The 16,746-nt window shown below is 41.5% G+C and carries 15 protein-coding genes; 7 read left to right on the top strand and 8 right to left on the bottom strand.

The annotated features are described in order from the left end of the window. Positions 1–110 precede the first annotated feature (110 nt). Positions 111–2,225 carry a TonB-dependent siderophore receptor gene (locus AC2IOM_RS16935; protein WP_486360541.1) on the bottom strand — a complete coding sequence of 705 codons (2,115 nt, stop codon included), beginning with the start codon at positions 2,223–2,225 and terminating at the stop codon, positions 111–113. A gap of 270 nt (positions 2,226–2,495) precedes the next feature. On the opposite strand from AC2IOM_RS16935, the gene AC2IOM_RS16940 reads away from it, so the two are divergent. Continuing rightward, positions 2,496–4,526: a TonB-dependent receptor gene (locus tag AC2IOM_RS16940; RefSeq protein WP_486360542.1), complete on the top strand. Its 2,031-nt coding sequence runs from the start codon at positions 2,496–2,498 to the stop codon at positions 4,524–4,526. Positions 4,527–4,601: 75 nt separating this feature from the next. Here the strand turns inward: AC2IOM_RS16940 and sdhD are convergent, their stop codons facing one another. Together sdhD and sdhC are read right to left on the bottom strand one after the other, a co-directional pair. Next, positions 4,602–4,940, bottom strand: coding sequence for a succinate dehydrogenase, hydrophobic membrane anchor protein (sdhD, locus tag AC2IOM_RS16945; RefSeq protein WP_486360543.1), 339 nt, complete (start codon positions 4,938–4,940; stop codon positions 4,602–4,604). Beyond that, entirely contained in the window at positions 4,928–5,311 is a 384-nt protein-coding gene (gene sdhC / locus AC2IOM_RS16950) for a succinate dehydrogenase, cytochrome b556 subunit (RefSeq protein ID WP_486360544.1), read from the bottom strand. Before sdhC ends, sdhD begins: the two co-directional genes overlap by 13 nt. Positions 5,312–5,556: 245 nt before the next feature. Between sdhC and AC2IOM_RS16955 the strand changes: the two genes are divergently transcribed. From AC2IOM_RS16955 to AC2IOM_RS16965, 3 genes are all read left to right on the top strand, one after another. Further along, a complete protein-coding gene (locus AC2IOM_RS16955; protein ID WP_486360545.1) occupies positions 5,557–6,060 on the top strand; it encodes an RNA polymerase sigma factor in 504 nt (167 codons plus the stop codon). Further along, positions 6,053–6,946 (top strand): FecR family protein, encoded by an 894-nt coding sequence (locus AC2IOM_RS16960; protein ID WP_486360546.1) that lies wholly within the window; start codon positions 6,053–6,055, stop codon positions 6,944–6,946. The genes AC2IOM_RS16955 and AC2IOM_RS16960 overlap by 8 nt, the downstream gene beginning before the upstream one ends. A gap of 68 nt (positions 6,947–7,014) precedes the next feature. Beyond that, complete coding sequence (locus AC2IOM_RS16965; protein WP_486360547.1) at positions 7,015–9,441, top strand: TonB-dependent receptor; 2,427 nt, start codon at positions 7,015–7,017, stop codon at positions 9,439–9,441. A 48-nt stretch (positions 9,442–9,489) separates the two neighbouring features. On the opposite strand, the gene AC2IOM_RS16970 is transcribed toward AC2IOM_RS16965, so the two are convergent. Beyond that, a complete protein-coding gene (locus AC2IOM_RS16970) occupies positions 9,490–11,742 on the bottom strand; it encodes a carboxypeptidase-like regulatory domain-containing protein (RefSeq protein ID WP_486360548.1) in 2,253 nt (750 codons plus the stop codon). A 428-nt stretch (positions 11,743–12,170) separates the two neighbouring features. On the opposite strand from AC2IOM_RS16970, the gene AC2IOM_RS16975 reads away from it, so the two are divergent. From AC2IOM_RS16975 to AC2IOM_RS16985, 3 genes are read left to right on the top strand one after another with little or no spacing between them, the layout of a single operon-like run. Continuing rightward, positions 12,171–12,401, top strand: coding sequence for a helix-turn-helix domain-containing protein (locus AC2IOM_RS16975; RefSeq protein ID WP_486360549.1), 231 nt, complete (start codon positions 12,171–12,173; stop codon positions 12,399–12,401). Between the two features lie 14 nt (positions 12,402–12,415). Beyond that, the gene (locus AC2IOM_RS16980; protein ID WP_486360550.1) at positions 12,416–13,018 is read left to right on the top strand and encodes a hypothetical protein; all 603 of its coding nucleotides are present in this window, start codon (positions 12,416–12,418) and stop codon (positions 13,016–13,018) included. A 36-nt stretch (positions 13,019–13,054) separates the two neighbouring features. Beyond that, positions 13,055–14,293 (top strand): serine hydrolase domain-containing protein, encoded by a 1,239-nt coding sequence (locus tag AC2IOM_RS16985; protein WP_486360551.1) that lies wholly within the window; start codon positions 13,055–13,057, stop codon positions 14,291–14,293. Positions 14,294–14,355: 62 nt separating this feature from the next. On the opposite strand, the gene AC2IOM_RS16990 is transcribed toward AC2IOM_RS16985, so the two are convergent. The 4 genes from AC2IOM_RS16990 to AC2IOM_RS17005 all read right to left on the bottom strand — a co-directional run bounded on the left by AC2IOM_RS16990 (position 14,356) and on the right by AC2IOM_RS17005 (position 16,729). Continuing rightward, positions 14,356–14,988, bottom strand: a complete 633-nt coding sequence (locus AC2IOM_RS16990) for a LysE family translocator (protein WP_486360552.1) — start codon at positions 14,986–14,988, stop codon at positions 14,356–14,358. Positions 14,989–15,107: 119 nt separating this feature from the next. Then, on the bottom strand, positions 15,108–15,605 hold the full coding sequence (locus AC2IOM_RS16995; protein WP_486360553.1) for a P-loop nucleotide/nucleoside kinase family protein: 498 nt from the start codon (positions 15,603–15,605) through the stop codon (positions 15,108–15,110). 25 nt (positions 15,606–15,630) lie between these two features. Continuing rightward, positions 15,631–15,867, bottom strand: a complete 237-nt coding sequence (locus tag AC2IOM_RS17000) for a helix-hairpin-helix domain-containing protein (protein ID WP_010558790.1) — start codon at positions 15,865–15,867, stop codon at positions 15,631–15,633. A gap of 58 nt (positions 15,868–15,925) precedes the next feature. After that, on the bottom strand, positions 15,926–16,729 hold the full coding sequence (locus tag AC2IOM_RS17005; protein ID WP_486360554.1) for a DUF2071 domain-containing protein: 804 nt from the start codon (positions 16,727–16,729) through the stop codon (positions 15,926–15,928). Positions 16,730–16,746 lie beyond the last annotated feature (17 nt).

Below are 16,746 nucleotides of genomic sequence, written 5' to 3' on the forward strand. Positions count from 1 at the left end.
TTTGCTAAACCACCGAATGTTGTGCGCTTTAAAAGCATGACCTACACACCAAATATACTGAGGCAAAACCCTATAAAAAAGGTGCTAGCAACGCCAGCACCTTAAAAAGCTTAAAACGTATAATTAGCAGATAACGACACAAGGCGTCCGTTACCCGGCGCTACGCCCCAATCCATGCCCTTTGCCCCAGCCGATACCCAATATTCTTTATCAAATAGGTTTTCAACTTTAAAGCGTAGCATTAAATTAAGGTAGCTAAAGTCATAACGCACGCCCGTATCAACGCGCGTATAGCTTGGCAGTGATAAGCTGTTTTGTAAGTTTTGTTGGCGCTCACCCACGTAAAAAACACCAATATTGGCGCTTAACCCAGACAAGCCTTTTAGCGAAGCAAAGTTATAATCAACAAATAGGTTGCCTTGCGTTTTTGGCACATTATGTGGCTGATTACCATTGATCTCTGCTTGCCCCGCTAGCTCTCTAATTTCTGCATCCATAAAGCTGGTTGAGAATACTAACGATAGGTTCTCGATAATTTCACCATTGGCGTTTAGCTCAATACCGCGGTGACGTTGCACACCATCTTGCACAAAGTAATTGGTAGCGCGATTATGATACTCCAATGACTTTTCAATTTGATAAATCGCAGCGCTAAATGTGGCCTTGTTGAAGCGATACTTTACACCTACTTCCATTTGCTCACTTTCTTGCGCACCGAGGTACTGGCCTTCGTTTTCAGCGCCACTGCCAATCACCGCAATGCCGCCTTCGCCTGCGCCTTCGGTATACATACCGTAAAATGCCAGCGCATCATTTGGGTTGTAATTAATACCCAGCGTTGGTGTTGTATAACTATCATCGTGAGTGCGTACTCGTTGCTCGCCAGGAGCTGTTTTATCACGCTGATAGGTTAAATGCCTCACTCCTAAGGTTGCATACACATGATCGCTAAAGTGCACAATATCTGTAATAAATACCGCACGTTCGCGCGATTTTTCTAGATTCGCATCTGGGATCTCTGGAAACTCAGGGCGCGCTGTATAAACAGGCTCAAATAGGCTTGCAACTGGGTTATCAAGTTCGAACCAACGACCCGAAATAGATTCTAAATCACGGTAACTTACGCCAACCACCAGCTCATGATTTATAAAGCCGGTTTCTACTTCGCCACTTAAAAAACTGTGGCCAGAGCGTGCTTTAAACGACTCATCAGGCGTGACTAAAATGGCAGCACTCAGTACTTCCCCGTTAGGTGATGTGGCATAAATATCTGGGAAAATGGTAAAACGATCATTGTTGCTTAGCGCCACCTGATTAACCCATTGCCAATTATCGTTTAACCAATAATCAACACGTGCGCCAATATTATAAGTTTCTGTCTCGTACAACGCCCACGGTTGGCCTAGCAGGACCTCTTGGGTGTCGACATAAGGTGGTAAAAAGGTTTGCCCATTTTCACCATACACTAAGCCAATTAGGGGTTGCGAGACAATCGACTTATCGTGATAGTCAAAGTCTAGTCTGACAAGCACCTGATCATTTAACTGCCAATCAAATGCACTGCTTAAAAAGTAGCGTTCGGTGTCATCACCGCCGGTAAAATCACCATTATCTTCAATCGCTGCGTTCACACGATACCCCACATCACTTTGTGCTGATAGCGGGCCGCCCATATCAAGCGATAAATAACGACCATCACTACTATTAAGCTCTGCACCAAGCTCAATAAATTGCTCAGAGGTAGGTCGTTTGGTGACGTAATTAACCGTGCCTCCAGGATTGTTAAACCCTGCAATCACACCCGAAGGCCCTTTTAGCACATCAATACGTTGAACATTTTCAAGTGCTACATCTTGGTATGGCGCTAGCGATAAACCATCACGTCGCAGGCCATTATTCCAATCCAGTTGAAAGCCACGCAAACTAACAAAATCAAACACAGTACCTATCGAGGTGTTTTGTACCGACGCATCATTACTTAATACCTCACTTAACGTACGCGCAAGTTGATTATCGATAAGTTGTTCTGAAAACGACTGAATGGAAATTGGCAGCTGCAAAGGATCTTTAATGCCCAAGGCCGCGGCGTTCACATCGCGGGCATCATACATTGGAGCACGTGTGCCCAATACTTCAATATGTTCGAGTGACTTTTCAGTATTGGCATAAAGGGAGAGGGTCAATAGAGAAAGAGGTAAGGCACACACGCAATTATTTAACTTCATGGTTTTAAGGTCCGTTTAAAAAAACAAAACGATACATTATAACATATTATTTTTAAAGCATTAGCCAACACACAGCTGCCGCTTTTTCCTTTGGATAAAAAAGAGAACATCGTTAATTTTTATTTAATATCAATAAATAAGCCCTAAAAATGTAGATTGAACGTGTTCTAATTGACATTAATAAAAACATTAAATGATAATTATTACCACTTTTATTTGATTAGAAGTTTCTACAGTAACGTTTTAAATTTTCTCATTATAAGGATTTACATGAAGGCTTTACCTTTTCGGCTAAATACCGTTTTCACAGCCATTTTTCTCGCTTCTATTTTCCATGCAGAGGCACAGCAAAGCGCCGATTCAAACGAAATTGAAACCATTACTATCTTCGGTGAAAAGAAAGAGCAAACCATCTTTGAGACGGGTTCCAGCGTACACGCATTTGATGCAAATGCATTAAATTCACTCACCAATGTAAGTGAAATCGATGACTTACTTGAAATCATTCCAAACCTAGTCAGCTCCGGCATGGATAACAATCTGCCAACAGTTCGCGGAATCGATGGTTCTGGCCCGTCAGTGGGTGGATTGGCGAGTTTTGCAGGCACAGCTCCTCGTTTAAACATGTCCATAGATGGTCGCTCTCTCACTTATTCAGAAATCGCGTTTGGCCCACGTTCCTTATGGGATATGCAACAAATTGAAGTCTATTTAGGGCCGCAGAGTTATATTCAAGGGCGCAGCGCATCTGCGGGTTCAATTGTGATGAAATCGAATGATCCTGTGTATTATTTTGACAGCGCTATCAAAGTGGGAATTGCGAACCACGATTACCGACAAACCGCGGTAATGGTAAACGCACCACTTGTTGATGATGAATTAGCATTACGTTTTAGTGCTGATCGCCAAACTAAAAACAGTCATCTCGATATCGTCAGTTACCAGCCTGCTGGAGATTCTCGCGAAATAAGCACAACAAATATTCGTACTAAATTACGCTATGAACCGAGCGCTCTCGAAGAACTCACCTCTACTTTAACGTTTAATTATATGGATACACGTGCGCCACAATCTGAAAACGAAGTTGGCAGCTTTTTCCCAAAAGAACGTCCTGTTTATGAAACCGATTCGACCAGTGCTGATTGGCAAATCGTTTATCAAATTTCCGATGCTGTGATCTTTGAAAACAGTGTTAACTACACTGATTTTGGTTATGAGCGAATTACAGACCCAAAAGGCCGCCGCGCTGATTTTATCACTGATGGTGAAGAAATATTTATAGAACCGATAATACGTTACAACCCTAGCAATGCGTCATTGTCTGCAATTACGGGGCTGCGCTACTTTGATTCAGCACATGATGACGTGTATACCCACAACCGCGGTAAAAGTGATATGACGGGAGAAACGACAACTCGTTCAGCTTTTGCCGAAGTGGTATATAAAGTTAATGCGCAATTTACAGCGACACTTGGCGGTCGCTATGAAAGTGAAACCGTAACCCGAGTGGTTCCCCTATTCGCACTTGATTATGATGAAACCACCGATGTATTTTTGCCAAAAATAGATATTAATTTTGCACCAAAAGAAAATCAGGCATTCGGTTTTAAATCAGGCAAAGGGTTTAACTCAGGTGGTGCAGGGTTAAGCTTTAATACGTTTACTGCTCGTGCCCCAATGAAACCTTACAGCTTTGACACCGAGTACGTCTGGAATTACGAACTGTATAGCAGACAGCGATTTTTCCAAAACACGCTCGAGCTAACCTCAAATCTATTTTATAACGATTATGATGGTATGCAGATCCTACAAACTCATTCCGACGGTTATGTATCGGTGCAAAACCTCGATAGCGCAAATACTTATGGTGTAGAGGCAAACCTTCGTTGGCTTGCCCTTGATAATTTAGAGTTATCTGGTGGCGTTGGTTTACTTGAATCTGAATACAAAAAAAACAACACTAATACAAAAGTTGAAAAGGAACTACCAAGAGCCCCCAGCGCTTCCGCTAACCTTAACCTTGTGTATCGTTTCTTAAATAGCTTCCAGTTTTCGGCTAATGCCAATTACTCTAGCAGTTACTATTCAGACCGAAATAATATTGAAGCATTAAAAGTAGATGCCTATTGGCGCGCTAATGTGAAACTAGCTTACAAGTTTGATAATGGCCGCATTGCTTTATATGTAGATAATTTATTTGATGCAGATGATATCACCTTGATAAGCTCTGAGTTTGCACCCGAATCGCCGCTTACGATTACGCCAAGAACCATAGGCGCAAACTTCGAATATCACTTTTAAATACAATAAAGCCTGTTTTTAAACAGGCTTTATTTTTCACATAGACTTTTGTGCGTTGGCAATGTTAAACACGGGTTAAAACCAAATAATATAGTTACCGAGTGCTGCAATCATTACACTTACCACAATACACAATGTATTGAATAAATAGTTAACGAAACTTCCCTTTACGTAATCGCCTGCGATTTGCCAACCTGCCAACATGCTATTAAGCGATAACACAATAAGGCTTATACTTGCGATTACTTTAAACCAATGTGCGTTTAACAAGCCGATTAACGATGCATAATCGTCGACAGGAAAAGTAGCGAACACAAAAACAAAACACAGACTAAGTAGCACAATTAATAAATTAGCAACCCGCTGAAAAACCCACTGTTTTGTACCGTGACGATTAATGTTTAAACTAACCAAACCCAGCCTCCTGCAATAATGCTTAATACCAACGCTAAGCCAATCGTAACGCGAGAAATCGCAATGCCGCCTGATAACTCTTCAAAATAACCAAATTCCTGAATAAAGTGTTTAACACTTGCAACGCAATAATACGCCAATGCGGTTAACCCACCCCAAACTAAAAATTGGATAAAAAATACGTCATTGAAATAGGACTTCACTTCGTCAAACTGTTGTTGCGTTCGACTCGCATAATAAATAACAGGGATTAAAGCCACTGAATAAAACCAAATGATCACTGCACAAATTCGATGCAAAATTGATGCGTAGGCCGTAATCGGTAACGCCATGGTATGAATTGCCAAATTGACTGGCCGCTTATTTTTCATAACATAAAACCAAAATGAAAGAGTGAAAACAAATTAACACTAACGATAATCATTATCAATCTCATATATTTATATTAACAGCCAATCACACTGTGTTGATGATTAATTGTGCTAAGTCCAACACGTTTTTGTATGAAGTTGAAAAGAATGGATTTAATAAACACAGTGCACCGACCACATAAAGCTTGATTTTGATAATAGCTATCATTAGCATTAGCGACAAATTGACTGTTTTAATGATTTCAATGCAGCCTCCCTATACTGCCGAGCCAATTTATCAACATTGCATGCCGTTAATGCAGCAACACCTCGCCAAAAAAGTAGCATGTAGCGAAACCAGAAAAGATCTTTCGCAAGAGCTTTACCTCAAGCTTATGCTCGTTGAAAACTGGCATAGCATTGGCAATATTAATGCCTATGTCACAACCATGTTGAACAACTTAATTATTGATTTTTATCGAAAAAGTAGTAAAGAGTTAGTTGATGATGTCGATCTGGATTCACTTAAAGCCGATACTTGTCCAGAACAATATGTTGGCCAGCACCTGGCCATTGAAAAAATTCAAAAACTGCTCGATAAACAAAAGCCCGAAATGAAAGATTTAATTTGGCGCGCTAAAATCAATGGCGATAGCTGTCGTAATATCGCGTGTGATAAAGGGCGCTCACTAAGTTGGGTTGAAAAGTCATTGGCGAATTTGCAAAGCAAATGCCGTCAGCTTATTTTAGGGTCGCAGCATAATGATTAAACGCTGGTTAATTCGAGTACAAGCCAAGCGCTGGTTAACAAAAATGCGCGCTGAGAATGTAACTTACGAGCAACAGCGCGCTTTTGTCGCTTGGTGCAAAAAGTCTAAACAACATCAAGATACCTATTTTGCTGAGCGCGACATATTACTAGACAGCAACAGCAATAAAGCGCCTCGTTTAGGTCATTCATTGGCATTTTTATCGTTAGTGGCATTTGCGCTGACAATTTGGCTTGTCAAAACGCCCAACACCAGCAAAATAGCGCCATCATTGGTGTACTTTAGTGCCGAGCAAAGCCCTGTAACCTTAAGCGATGGTTCGGTAATTGAGTTAAAAAAAGCCACTAAAATTGCCGTTGCTTACAGCCAAAACGAACGCATAATCAAATTGCTTGAAGGAGATGCCTGGTTTGACGTTGCAAGTGACGCTAATCGACCATTTCGCGTTGAGTTTAATAATAAGCAAGTCACCGCGCTAGGTACGTCTTTTTTGATCAATACGTTAGGCGTTGCAAAAGTGGTTGTAACCGAGCATAAAGTTAGTGTTACTAACACCCAAACCAAGCAAATGCAGCAACTTGCACAAGGTGAAGGGTTAATTTTATCAAATAAACATTGGCTGAAAATGCACGCAAGCGAAATTAATGCGGCACTGGCATGGCGTGATGGCAAACTGATCTTTAATGCAACTCCGCTCGGTGATGCAATTAAGCAGTTACAACCTTTTGTGGATTACAAAATTAGCGTCGTTAATCAGCAACACCTAAATTTAAAAGTAACGGGTAATGTGAATACACAATCGCCTGAGTTTGCGCTTTCTTTGTTATTAGAAAGCTTAAATTTAAAGCAAATGCGCAATGCCAGTAACGATCTCATAATTTATTAAAAATAATTTACGGTTTTTCATTTTTAACGCGTTATAGATAGTAAGAATTATTTTTATTAAGGTTAAAAATGAAAATCCTCCCACTTGCATTAGCTATTTCAGCAGTCTCACTTTCTACGATTTATTCACCTGTTGTGCTTGGCAATACGCAAAGTGTCAATCAGCTTGTTCAATTTGATATTAATGCATCCTCGCTACGCCAAGGTTTAGCTGAATTTACACGCGTTACTGGCATTCAATTATTTGTAAACGATGCGCTATTAAACGAACAACAAAATGCACCGCTTAAAGGCCAATTTACAGCGGCTCAAGGCCTTACATATTTGCTCAACCAATCAAATTTATACGCTGAGTGGAAATCACCGCAAGGTGTGGTGCTAAAAGCAAAAGCACCGCAAAATCAACGTTCGCAAACGACGAGCAAACCATCAACAACTGCGCCATTAGATAACATTGAAGTAGTGCAAGTAAATGGATCTCGTATGCAACAAGGGCTGACCAGCGTTGCACGTCAAACCAGCTATTTTTCAGCAGCCGATATCACTAATGCAATGGCCGCGAATGCAAATTTAGCTCAGGTAATTGGCAAACTAGTGCCCGGTGTATCGCCTGCCAGTCAAACCATGACGAATTTTGGTTTAACATTGCGTGGGCGCAACTTACTGGTGTTGATTGATGGCGTGCCAATGAGCACTAACCGTAATGTGTCGCGCGACCTATTTAATCTTGATCCATCACTGATCTATTCAATTGAAATTGTACGTGGTGGTAACGCCATTTACGGTTCAGGCGCAAGCGGCGGTGTGATGTACATCACAACTAAAACGGCTAAGCAATCAAGCACTCAAACGCGTGCAGAATTAAGCACTAGCTTAACTGAAATTTCAAGCGATGCCACCACCTATAAACTGGGTCAAAGTATTGCTGATCAACGTGATAAGCTGTCGTTTGCAGTGGACTTTGATATCGCATCGACCGGTGGCTATTTTGATGCAAATGGTGACAGAATTGCACCAGAGCCAAGCCAAGGTGATCTGTTTGACAGCACTCAATTTAGCCTTCACGGCAAGGTCGGTTATCAGTTTGATAAAAATGCAGAGCTGTTTGCCAGTGTAATGTGGTTTGATTCAAGCCAAGACACTGAGTTCGCGTCAGATCCAAGTGTTAACTCGCTGCCATTACATAGCGTAAGTGCAAAACCGCGCAAAGGCCTGGTATTAGCTGAACAAAATAGTGCCGACAACTTAATGTTTAATCTTCATTATGTTGATAATGACTTATGGTCGCAGCAGTTTTCTGGCCAGCTTTATTATCGCGACTACGAAACCCGCTTTTATCCGTTTGACGGTCGCCCATTCGCCTCTTGGAATCATTTAGGGCAAGTTTACCTTAATGCGCAAGTGCTTGGTTTTAGAAGCGCATTTAGCCTGCCAATTAGCAATCACACCGTTATTTATGGCCTAGATGGTAATTTTGAATCAACTAAAATGCCGATCACAGCATACGACCCTGAAGTATTTGATAACAGTAACGGCTTAGAGTTTGTCAAACTCGAAGATAAAACCTTTATGCCAGAAACCGACACCAATAACATTGCCGCATTTGCGCAATACAAATACCACACAGATTGGGGACTTAATGTAGACGCCGGTGCACGTTTTGAACATATTCGTGTTTCATTCGATGATTTTACAACTCTTGGCCAAGGTAATTCTGTTGATGGTGGCAGCAAAAGCTACGACGGCACTATGCTAAACGCTAGCGTAAACTATAGTCTAACCGACAATATAAAAACCTATATCGCATTTGACCAAGGGTACGAATTACCTGATATTGGTCTGCTACTTCGCTACGCATCAAGTGATTTTGACATCGCAAGCAGTGAACTTGAACCCGTAACCTCAGATAACTTTGAAATTGGTTTTAACTATCAATCGGATAACGTTAGCGTTAATGGTGCGCTCTTTAATTCAACGTCGGACCGTGGACGCGTTAAAAGTAGTGGCTTTGGTTTAGATTTGCGCCGCGATAAAGAACGAATTTCAGGTATCGAGCTGGACGTAAACTATTACCTAACGGATGCCCTAAGCATGATGGCGTTAGTAAGTAAAATAAACGGTGATGAAAAACCTGAAGGCGCCGACACGTGGCGCGAAATGAATGGTTTTAGAATCGCGCCGTTAAAAGCAACATTCGCAACCCAATATCAGTTCGATAACATCAATCTGCAAGCGCAACTAAACTATGTTGACGGTCACGATTACCGCTTAAATGGCAACACCGGCTTTGGCCGCCACCAAACAGATTCGTATACCACACTCGACTTATTCGCCAGCATTGAGCTAGACCAAAGCGTTGTAAATATTGGTATAGAAAACGCCACAAACCGCGAGTATTACCCGCTTTATAGTCAATTATTGCGCTCAAACGCTAATACCAGCCATATTCCTGCGAAAGGTGCGATGGTTAAACTCACTTATCGCTATAACTGGTAAATTAACACGTCAATTTATTAAGCGTTAAGGGCATACGCCCTTAACGTTTTAGCGCGCTACATTGGTGTAATTTGCTCTGTCTACTTCTCGCTCAATATTAATGCGCGACGGGATAAAGGTGTTGTAACCTGGCTGCCCGCCAAACCACAATTGCGCATCACGTTCTTCACGTTCAACAATGTAAAACACTCTATCGCCGTTAATAATAGTACTTGCAATGGGATACCAAAAACGTTTGGCAAAAGGTAGACGGTTAATTTCAATATTCTGTGCCCCCACCTGATAACTCACTGCATCACTTAGCACAAAATTAATGCTGCTTAATCCGTTTTGGTCAGGTCCCTGCCAAGCAACGCCATCGATATTTTGCACTGTGTGACTGGTAAACAACCAGCCCCATAAGCGTTCTGGAATAAGCAAACCATTGCTATCAAACGAACCCGGGATCCACGAATTAATTTCGCCATTCCAGTAATGGTTGCTGCTTGTTGGCTGCAAATAAGCACTATCGAGTACAAAGCTAGTTTGCCCTTTTACCCAAATATCATAGGTAGCAAATTCCCCTTCTGGCGTACTGAACTGAGAAAACACACCGTATTCTAATCCAAGTTGATCAATGATTTCGCTCGTTTGCACAGCGCCATTTGGATATTGGATCACTAACTGACCCGCATTATTTACCTGCCAGTTTGCGCTAATATTAGATATTTTGCCGTTTGCCACGCCATTTGAATCAAACATAATTACATCAGCATACGAGGTGGTAGGATAAATATAATCATCATAAGCGCGTTTACCTTCCGAGTAATTATATTGCCCGCCCCACTGACCAAGCACACATGCAACGCCATTGCTACAGCCCGCTTTAAACGCAATCGGCTCAATATCAAGCGCTGAACGGAAAGTTTGCTGACCACTACTGATTTCAATTTTATTATTTTGCAGCGTTAAGGTATCGCCATTCGTTAATTGAATTGGTGGCGTGCGCTTTTCAACGCGCGTTTCAACATTAATTACATCAACTAACGCACCATCAACAACACGAGCGTAATTTTGCGACAGCGTTGATTGATAAAACACGATTTGGTCATCTACGCCACCGCCCGCATAAAATGCATCAATTTCAGCCTGATCGTCAGTAAGCGATTCAATATTGTAAGTTAGTAATTCTTGCTCGATAGGGGTGGTATAGGTTGTTTCGATTCGGCCATTGGCAACATGCCACGAATAGCCCGCGTTAATTGCTTGCCCATTCCATGAGGTAAAACTGAGCTTGCTTCCTGTACCTGTCACGTTAAATGTAAGTGCTGAGCCACTGCGTGATAAATATCCAGGTTCGGCGGTATCAATGGCGTAATAAAAACTTGGAATATCACTTTCATCGAATCCTGCCACTAAGTCACTGTCGGCTAAAATCGCGTTTTGCGCTGCGATTAGGTCAACCTCGGGTGTGTTCTCAATAAAACTCTCAACTGCACTTTGCGATGAAATAAATTCAATAATGCTGTTGTAACCATCGGGCAATTGATAATTCGCATCATCAACAATCAATTTAATTACCGCGGCTAATTCAATTAACTGCGATGCATCGACGGCGGTTTCAGCTTGTTGTAATTCTGTAATATTAGTCGGTTCTTGAAAGCCATTTGCCGCAAGAGTTAATACGTAACTCGCAGTTGTTACGTTCGTAACATTATGAGAGTCATCTTCTAGTACTTTTTCAAACGACCCTAACAAATTAACGAAGTTAATTTCATCGCCAGTTTGCGCATCAAAGGCCGATGATTCTATTTTCACAAGTGTTTCGAGTGTAGTGGTTAAAATCGTCAGCGAATACGCGCCGTTTTCATCGGCTGTAGTCGTAAAGGTATTACCATTTACGGTAACACTAACGCTGGCATATGGAATAGGTTCATCAGTCACTAAACCCGATAATGTCGCACTGTAACCGCCGCAACTACTAACATCGGTCACATCTGCGCTATCAATTAAAGTGGTATTGTTATTCGCAACAGCGGCAATTTTACACGGCACATAAATCAGATCTTCAATTTGCACTTGCGCATTAAAGCGTTTGTTTTTCACGGTTTCTGAATGAAAAATAACGTTTAAATTGTCGGCATCTCGTAAGGTTAACGACGTATTTTTACCAAAGCCTTTTAGTTCACCTTTAACCTTGAGCCAAGTTTGCTTGTTGTTAACCGACACACTGTCGATTTCAACCGACTGAGTGCCTGCCCAACTCGCTGGTGAGATTGCGGCGGCGCTCAGTAACGCCGCCATAACTAACTGTTTAATCATTGCTTTTCCTAAATCTGAGTTGTTGTCCTCAGAGTTAGATTAGACGTTGGTAAGCAGTTGAGATTTGTCGCAACTGAACACGCGCTTCTAAATCGCTTACTGTTGCGAGAAAGGTGACACCAACTTAAACAAGTTAGTGAGTAATTAACGCAAAAGCAGTAAAACGCTCTCATCCAAAACTGAGGTTATTTAGTTTATTAAGTACCACTTAAAAACAAATGCATCCCTACTGCTCAATGCTTCATTCAGCCTAACAATTGTTTGTTAATTGATCAAATTATTGCAATAGTTTCACATTTTTAAAACTCAAACCAAGGCAAAAAATGTGCTTTTCACATTACTCTCGAAAAAACGTTAAACATCAAATATTTTACGTTTATCATAAAACTTTATTTGACAAACATAAATCACATGATTAATTTATAAGCATGAGTATACGAATCAACCTAGATATAGAACTGGCAAAAAATAAAATGTCATTGAAACAATTATCGCAAGATATCGGCATTTCAATGACCAATTTATCACTGCTTAAAAATGGCAAAGTGAAAGCCATTCGGTTCTCAACATTAGAGGCAATTTGTGCGGCGCTTAATTGTCAGCCGGGCGATATTTTGCAATATGAACACGATCATTCAGACACTGATCTGGATACATAACAAAAGGACGTATTATGACTTCTCGCGATAATTTTATATCCGCTGGGGCGGCTGCTTTGCTAGCAGTGTTATTTCCATTTTACTGGATCACGTTTTTGGGCCAAACCTTTGATGGCTTTGAGGCCGCACTTAAACAAGATCTACTCACATTCAATTGGCGTGATTTACTGTTTGTATTGATTGGCGCATTAGAAGTGTGTGTTTATTTGAGCTTAAGCAATCACCTGAAATCTCACTTTAATGCCCGCTCCGCTCGTATTTTGCTGTGTGCTATGGCCGCAGTCGTCGCCATATTTCACTCAACTGTGTTATTTGATATTTATTTAGCCTTAACCAACCAAGATATGCTTTCAGAAAGTACAGGCATCGTAGCAATGGTGGTAGCATTTGGTTCTTTGGGGCTGTACACATTATTCGCGGCTGTATTTTCAATTGTATGTTTAATTAACAAACATTTGCCGCCACTGTTGAAAGTGTTCTCGGTGTTAATGTTATTAATGAGCATTCTACAAATGACCCTTGTTTTGTCTTTCACCAACGTATTCCTATTCCCTGCGGCACTGCTGGTACTGTCTATTTACTTTGTTAAAGACAAAGAAGAACTAGAAGTAATTTAAGCCATACAAGGTGATGAAACAAAACAAGGAAATGTTATGCGTTTAGTTAAAGTACTTATAAGCTTTATTATACTCACTTTGAGTTGGAGTTGCGTTTGCCTTTATGGCGCATTAAATGGTTGGTGGTTAACACCGCTTGCCAAACAAGGTGATTCGGCCGCATTTATTGCCAGGGTTCAACAGCGCTTTTTAAACGAGGCAAAAGGAAATTTTGCCATGGTTATCATTGAAGATGGGCGGGTTGTGTCACAGCAATTCACACCATCAATAAATTCGGTAAATGGCGATACCCTCTTCCCTGTGGCGTCAATGAGCAAGTTATTTACCGCATATGGTGTGTATCAATTGGCACAACAAGGCGACATTGATTTAGATGCACCTATTTCTAATTACCTAACAGCAGCATGGCAACTACCCGCATCCAGTTTCAATCATAATAAAATCACCTTGCGCAGTTTACTGTCCCATACCTCGGGGTTAACCGATGGCTTAGGCTTTGCCGACATGAGTAAAAGCCAGCCAATGCCTAGTTTAATTGATTCATTAAACCACCCAAAAGGCGCACGCGGTGACGTTAAACTTGAAATCGGATTCGAACCAGCAACGCAGTGGCAATATTCGGGCGGCGGTTACCTAATTACAGAACATATCATCGAGAATGTGACTAAGATGCCATTTGAAGATTTTATGGCAAAAACCGTTTTCAGCCCGCTTTCGATGTATCGCGCCAATTATGCATTTATCGAAACGCACAGTAATGTGGCAAACCCTTATGATTCGGCTGGCAAAAAAGCACCTTTTTATCAATATGTAAGCCCTGCCGCAACGGGGTTACTGGCTAGCACTAATGACCTTACTCAGTTTGTATTGGCCTTACAGCAAACGGATAAACACACTAAAAATGCCATCAACACATTAAGTAAACCTCTCGGTCATAAACTAGGGGCGCCAATTTGGGGCATGGGTGCGATGCTATATGCCCCGCTACCGGATGGTAAATTTATTCTCGGTCATGATGGCGCAAATGAGCCCGCAATTAACAGCGCACTTCGCCTCAATCCAACTAATCACGATGCAATCATTGTGTTAACCTCTGGCGGAGAAAATCTTGCAACCGCTATCGCATCTGAATGGACCTTTTGGCAAGCAGGTATACCCGACTTTTTAACCTTCGAACGCGCGATTCTCAGTGCCTTTTTACCCATAGGTTTAGGCGTAGTCGTAATTTTGCTCGCTCTTGCTCTCGTTTACCGAAAACGGGTTATCTCAACCTAAAGTGACGAGTAGAATACGTGACAGCATAGAGCATGGCTGGCACGTAAAACGTATTAAAACGATTACTTGGTGGCGTCACTGACCAGCACTTTACTGGCTAAGCCCACCAGTAGCACGCCGGAAATGCCATCTAAAACACGGGTAAGACGCGCTGAATTTGCTCTTTTAAACAGCCAACTGCCCAATACCGCGTACAGTAAATTACATGCCGTTGCTAATAGACTGAAAACACACCCCAATAAAAGCAGCTGAAACGCAACATCAGCAGACGATGCGTCGATAAATTGCGGTAAGAACGAGAGAAAAAATAGCGCTACTTTAGGATTTAAAACACTTACAATTATTCCTTGCAAAAATACATTGTCTGACGCGCGTGATTTATCGTTTAGCACGACCTGACTTTCACCACGCCACATTGCGTAAAGTGACTTAATACCGAGGTAACATAAATACGCTGCTCCTAACACCTTAACTAGGGTAAATGCCAGTGCAGAGCTTAAAATTATCGCCGACAAACCAAGGCATGCAGCTAAGGTATGTGCAAAATAACCAACGCCCAGTCCCATTGCCGCTTTTAATCCCGTTGTCATTTTACCTTTCATTGTGTTTGATACGATGTAAATCACATCGGGTCCGGGAATTAAATTTATTGCCAGGCAAGCAATAACGAATATAAGTAATGCGTTTAAATCCATATATTTTCCTATTTGTGTTTCTTAAGCGGTGTTATGTCAGGTTAATCTATGCTCAGGGGCTTAAATTAACACTCTTTTTCTTCAAGCTTAACGTAAAACTATCTTTTAAATTTAGTATGTTATTGCGCATTTTTATTTAGGACTATGTTAAGTCCTTCATTCTCTTTCGGGGGCTCAAAATATTGTGTCACATGATGAAACATTGCTTCTGTATCAAAATGCGATCGCTCAGGTTCTGAAATACGACGCTTGGCGATTTGTGCAAGGCACGTTGCATTACTCACATCTAAGTAGATAACTTTATGTTGGCCATTAATTTCATCACTCAATGAACGCAACCAAGCGCGTTGCTTTACGGTATTCGCAGGAAAATCCATTACCACATGACTACCCGTTGCTAACATACGCTGCACATGCGTTTTCATGAACGGTTTTATCAGATTTGCATAATGAATATAGTCATCAAACGACTTAATTTGCTCAGGGAAGTGCGCACTTAACCATTCATCTTCAGAAATCAATACTCCGTGCGTTTGCTTCGCTATAAGCTTTGCTTGGGTTGACTTACCCGCTCCCATCTTGCCGCAAAAAAAGGTTAAGTTACCAAGATTATTCATAAAACGTCCTGTAAAAAGCGTACGATTAAAGCGTTAACTTTGCGCGTTCAATTGCTGCTGCAATGGCCATTTTAGCCTGCGGGCTATTCTTCCAACAGCTCGTTCTTAACATTGAGGCGACCATTTGGGCGATATCATCAACACTGTATTGGGTTAATTCTGCAAATGAGTGAATGCCTATTTCTTCAAAGCGCTTTATCACGGTTGGCCCAACCCCTTTAACGGCAAGCAATGCCGCTTTTTCTTGGCTTGAAAATGCCATTACAACTCCTTGTAAACATCAAAATAAATGATTAAAAAATATCAGCTCTAAAAGGCTATTAACCCGCGTTCAGTTCGTTAACCACCGTTGGCGGCAGATAAATCGTAAATTCATTGATAGGTTCGATTAAAACACTGTACGGCGACTGTTGCTCTTGAATATTTACCAAGTTTAAATCCGATAACAGCTTAAAGTTTGCAGATTCAAGCTGACCGGGTTTTACATGCAATTCGTCATGCCATACCCGATACGTGCCAAGCTTTTTATCACGACGATAATAAAAACCCGCGAGCGGATGGGTTAAATAAACCAGCGCTGATTCTGTATCTGGAAAGCCGGGAAAATTTAAACTATCGCTATCAGATTGGCTTAACTCAACCGATGCCGCAGCCCATTGGGAACGTGTTTCCATACGATATTGCTGGTACAAGCCTGTCGACTCATCAAAAATACAATCAAACCGAATATTGCCCGCATGCCATGGCAAATTCCACAGATAACGCGGTACCGCTAAGGTCCATGAATCAAGCGTGGTGCCTAAAAACCAAACACAACGCTCGCCCGTTTCACTATCAATAATGTAGATGCGGTAATTGGTTTGTCCCATCGTGAATTTGGGAAACGGAAACACTGCCGAGGTAAAGTCAACATCAATAAAGGGCACTACCGAGATGAGTGCCATCTGCTCGCCATTTAATTCAATGGTGTCGAGTAAAAAGCGCTTCGGAAACAAGCCTGCAAATCGCTCTGCCGGCACCGCATACGTTATGATGGCAAAATGCTTTAAACCGCATAACACATCAATGCCTGTAGGTTTAGGTCGAGCGGTGAGATAATCCTTAAATTTACGTGAACTTTGCACGCTACCTCCTTGAAATT

The organism is Pseudoalteromonas sp. NS-SX12 (genome assembly GCF_057367955.1).

Coding starts and splice junctions, on each gene's coding strand:
- AC2IOM_RS16970 (WP_486360548.1), bottom strand. CDS start 11,742: ATGATTAAACAGTTAGTTATGGCGGCGTTACTGAGCGCCGCCGCAATC.
- AC2IOM_RS16990 (WP_486360552.1), bottom strand. CDS start 14,988: ATGGATTTAAACGCATTACTTATATTCGTTATTGCTTGCCTGGCAATA.
- AC2IOM_RS16995 (WP_486360553.1), bottom strand. CDS start 15,605: ATGAATAATCTTGGTAACTTAACCTTTTTTTGCGGCAAGATGGGAGCG.
- sdhC (WP_486360544.1), bottom strand. CDS start 5,311: ATGAAAAATAAGCGGCCAGTCAATTTGGCAATTCATACCATGGCGTTA.
- AC2IOM_RS16940 (WP_486360542.1), top strand. CDS start 2,496: ATGAAGGCTTTACCTTTTCGGCTAAATACCGTTTTCACAGCCATTTTT.
- AC2IOM_RS16935 (WP_486360541.1), bottom strand. CDS start 2,225: ATGAAGTTAAATAATTGCGTGTGTGCCTTACCTCTTTCTCTATTGACC.
- AC2IOM_RS16980 (WP_486360550.1), top strand. CDS start 12,416: ATGACTTCTCGCGATAATTTTATATCCGCTGGGGCGGCTGCTTTGCTA.
- AC2IOM_RS16965 (WP_486360547.1), top strand. CDS start 7,015: ATGAAAATCCTCCCACTTGCATTAGCTATTTCAGCAGTCTCACTTTCT.
- AC2IOM_RS16955 (WP_486360545.1), top strand. CDS start 5,557: ATGCAGCCTCCCTATACTGCCGAGCCAATTTATCAACATTGCATGCCG.
- AC2IOM_RS17000 (WP_010558790.1), bottom strand. CDS start 15,867: ATGGCATTTTCAAGCCAAGAAAAAGCGGCATTGCTTGCCGTTAAAGGG.
- AC2IOM_RS16985 (WP_486360551.1), top strand. CDS start 13,055: ATGCGTTTAGTTAAAGTACTTATAAGCTTTATTATACTCACTTTGAGT.
- AC2IOM_RS16960 (WP_486360546.1), top strand. CDS start 6,053: ATGATTAAACGCTGGTTAATTCGAGTACAAGCCAAGCGCTGGTTAACA.
- AC2IOM_RS16975 (WP_486360549.1), top strand. CDS start 12,171: ATGAGTATACGAATCAACCTAGATATAGAACTGGCAAAAAATAAAATG.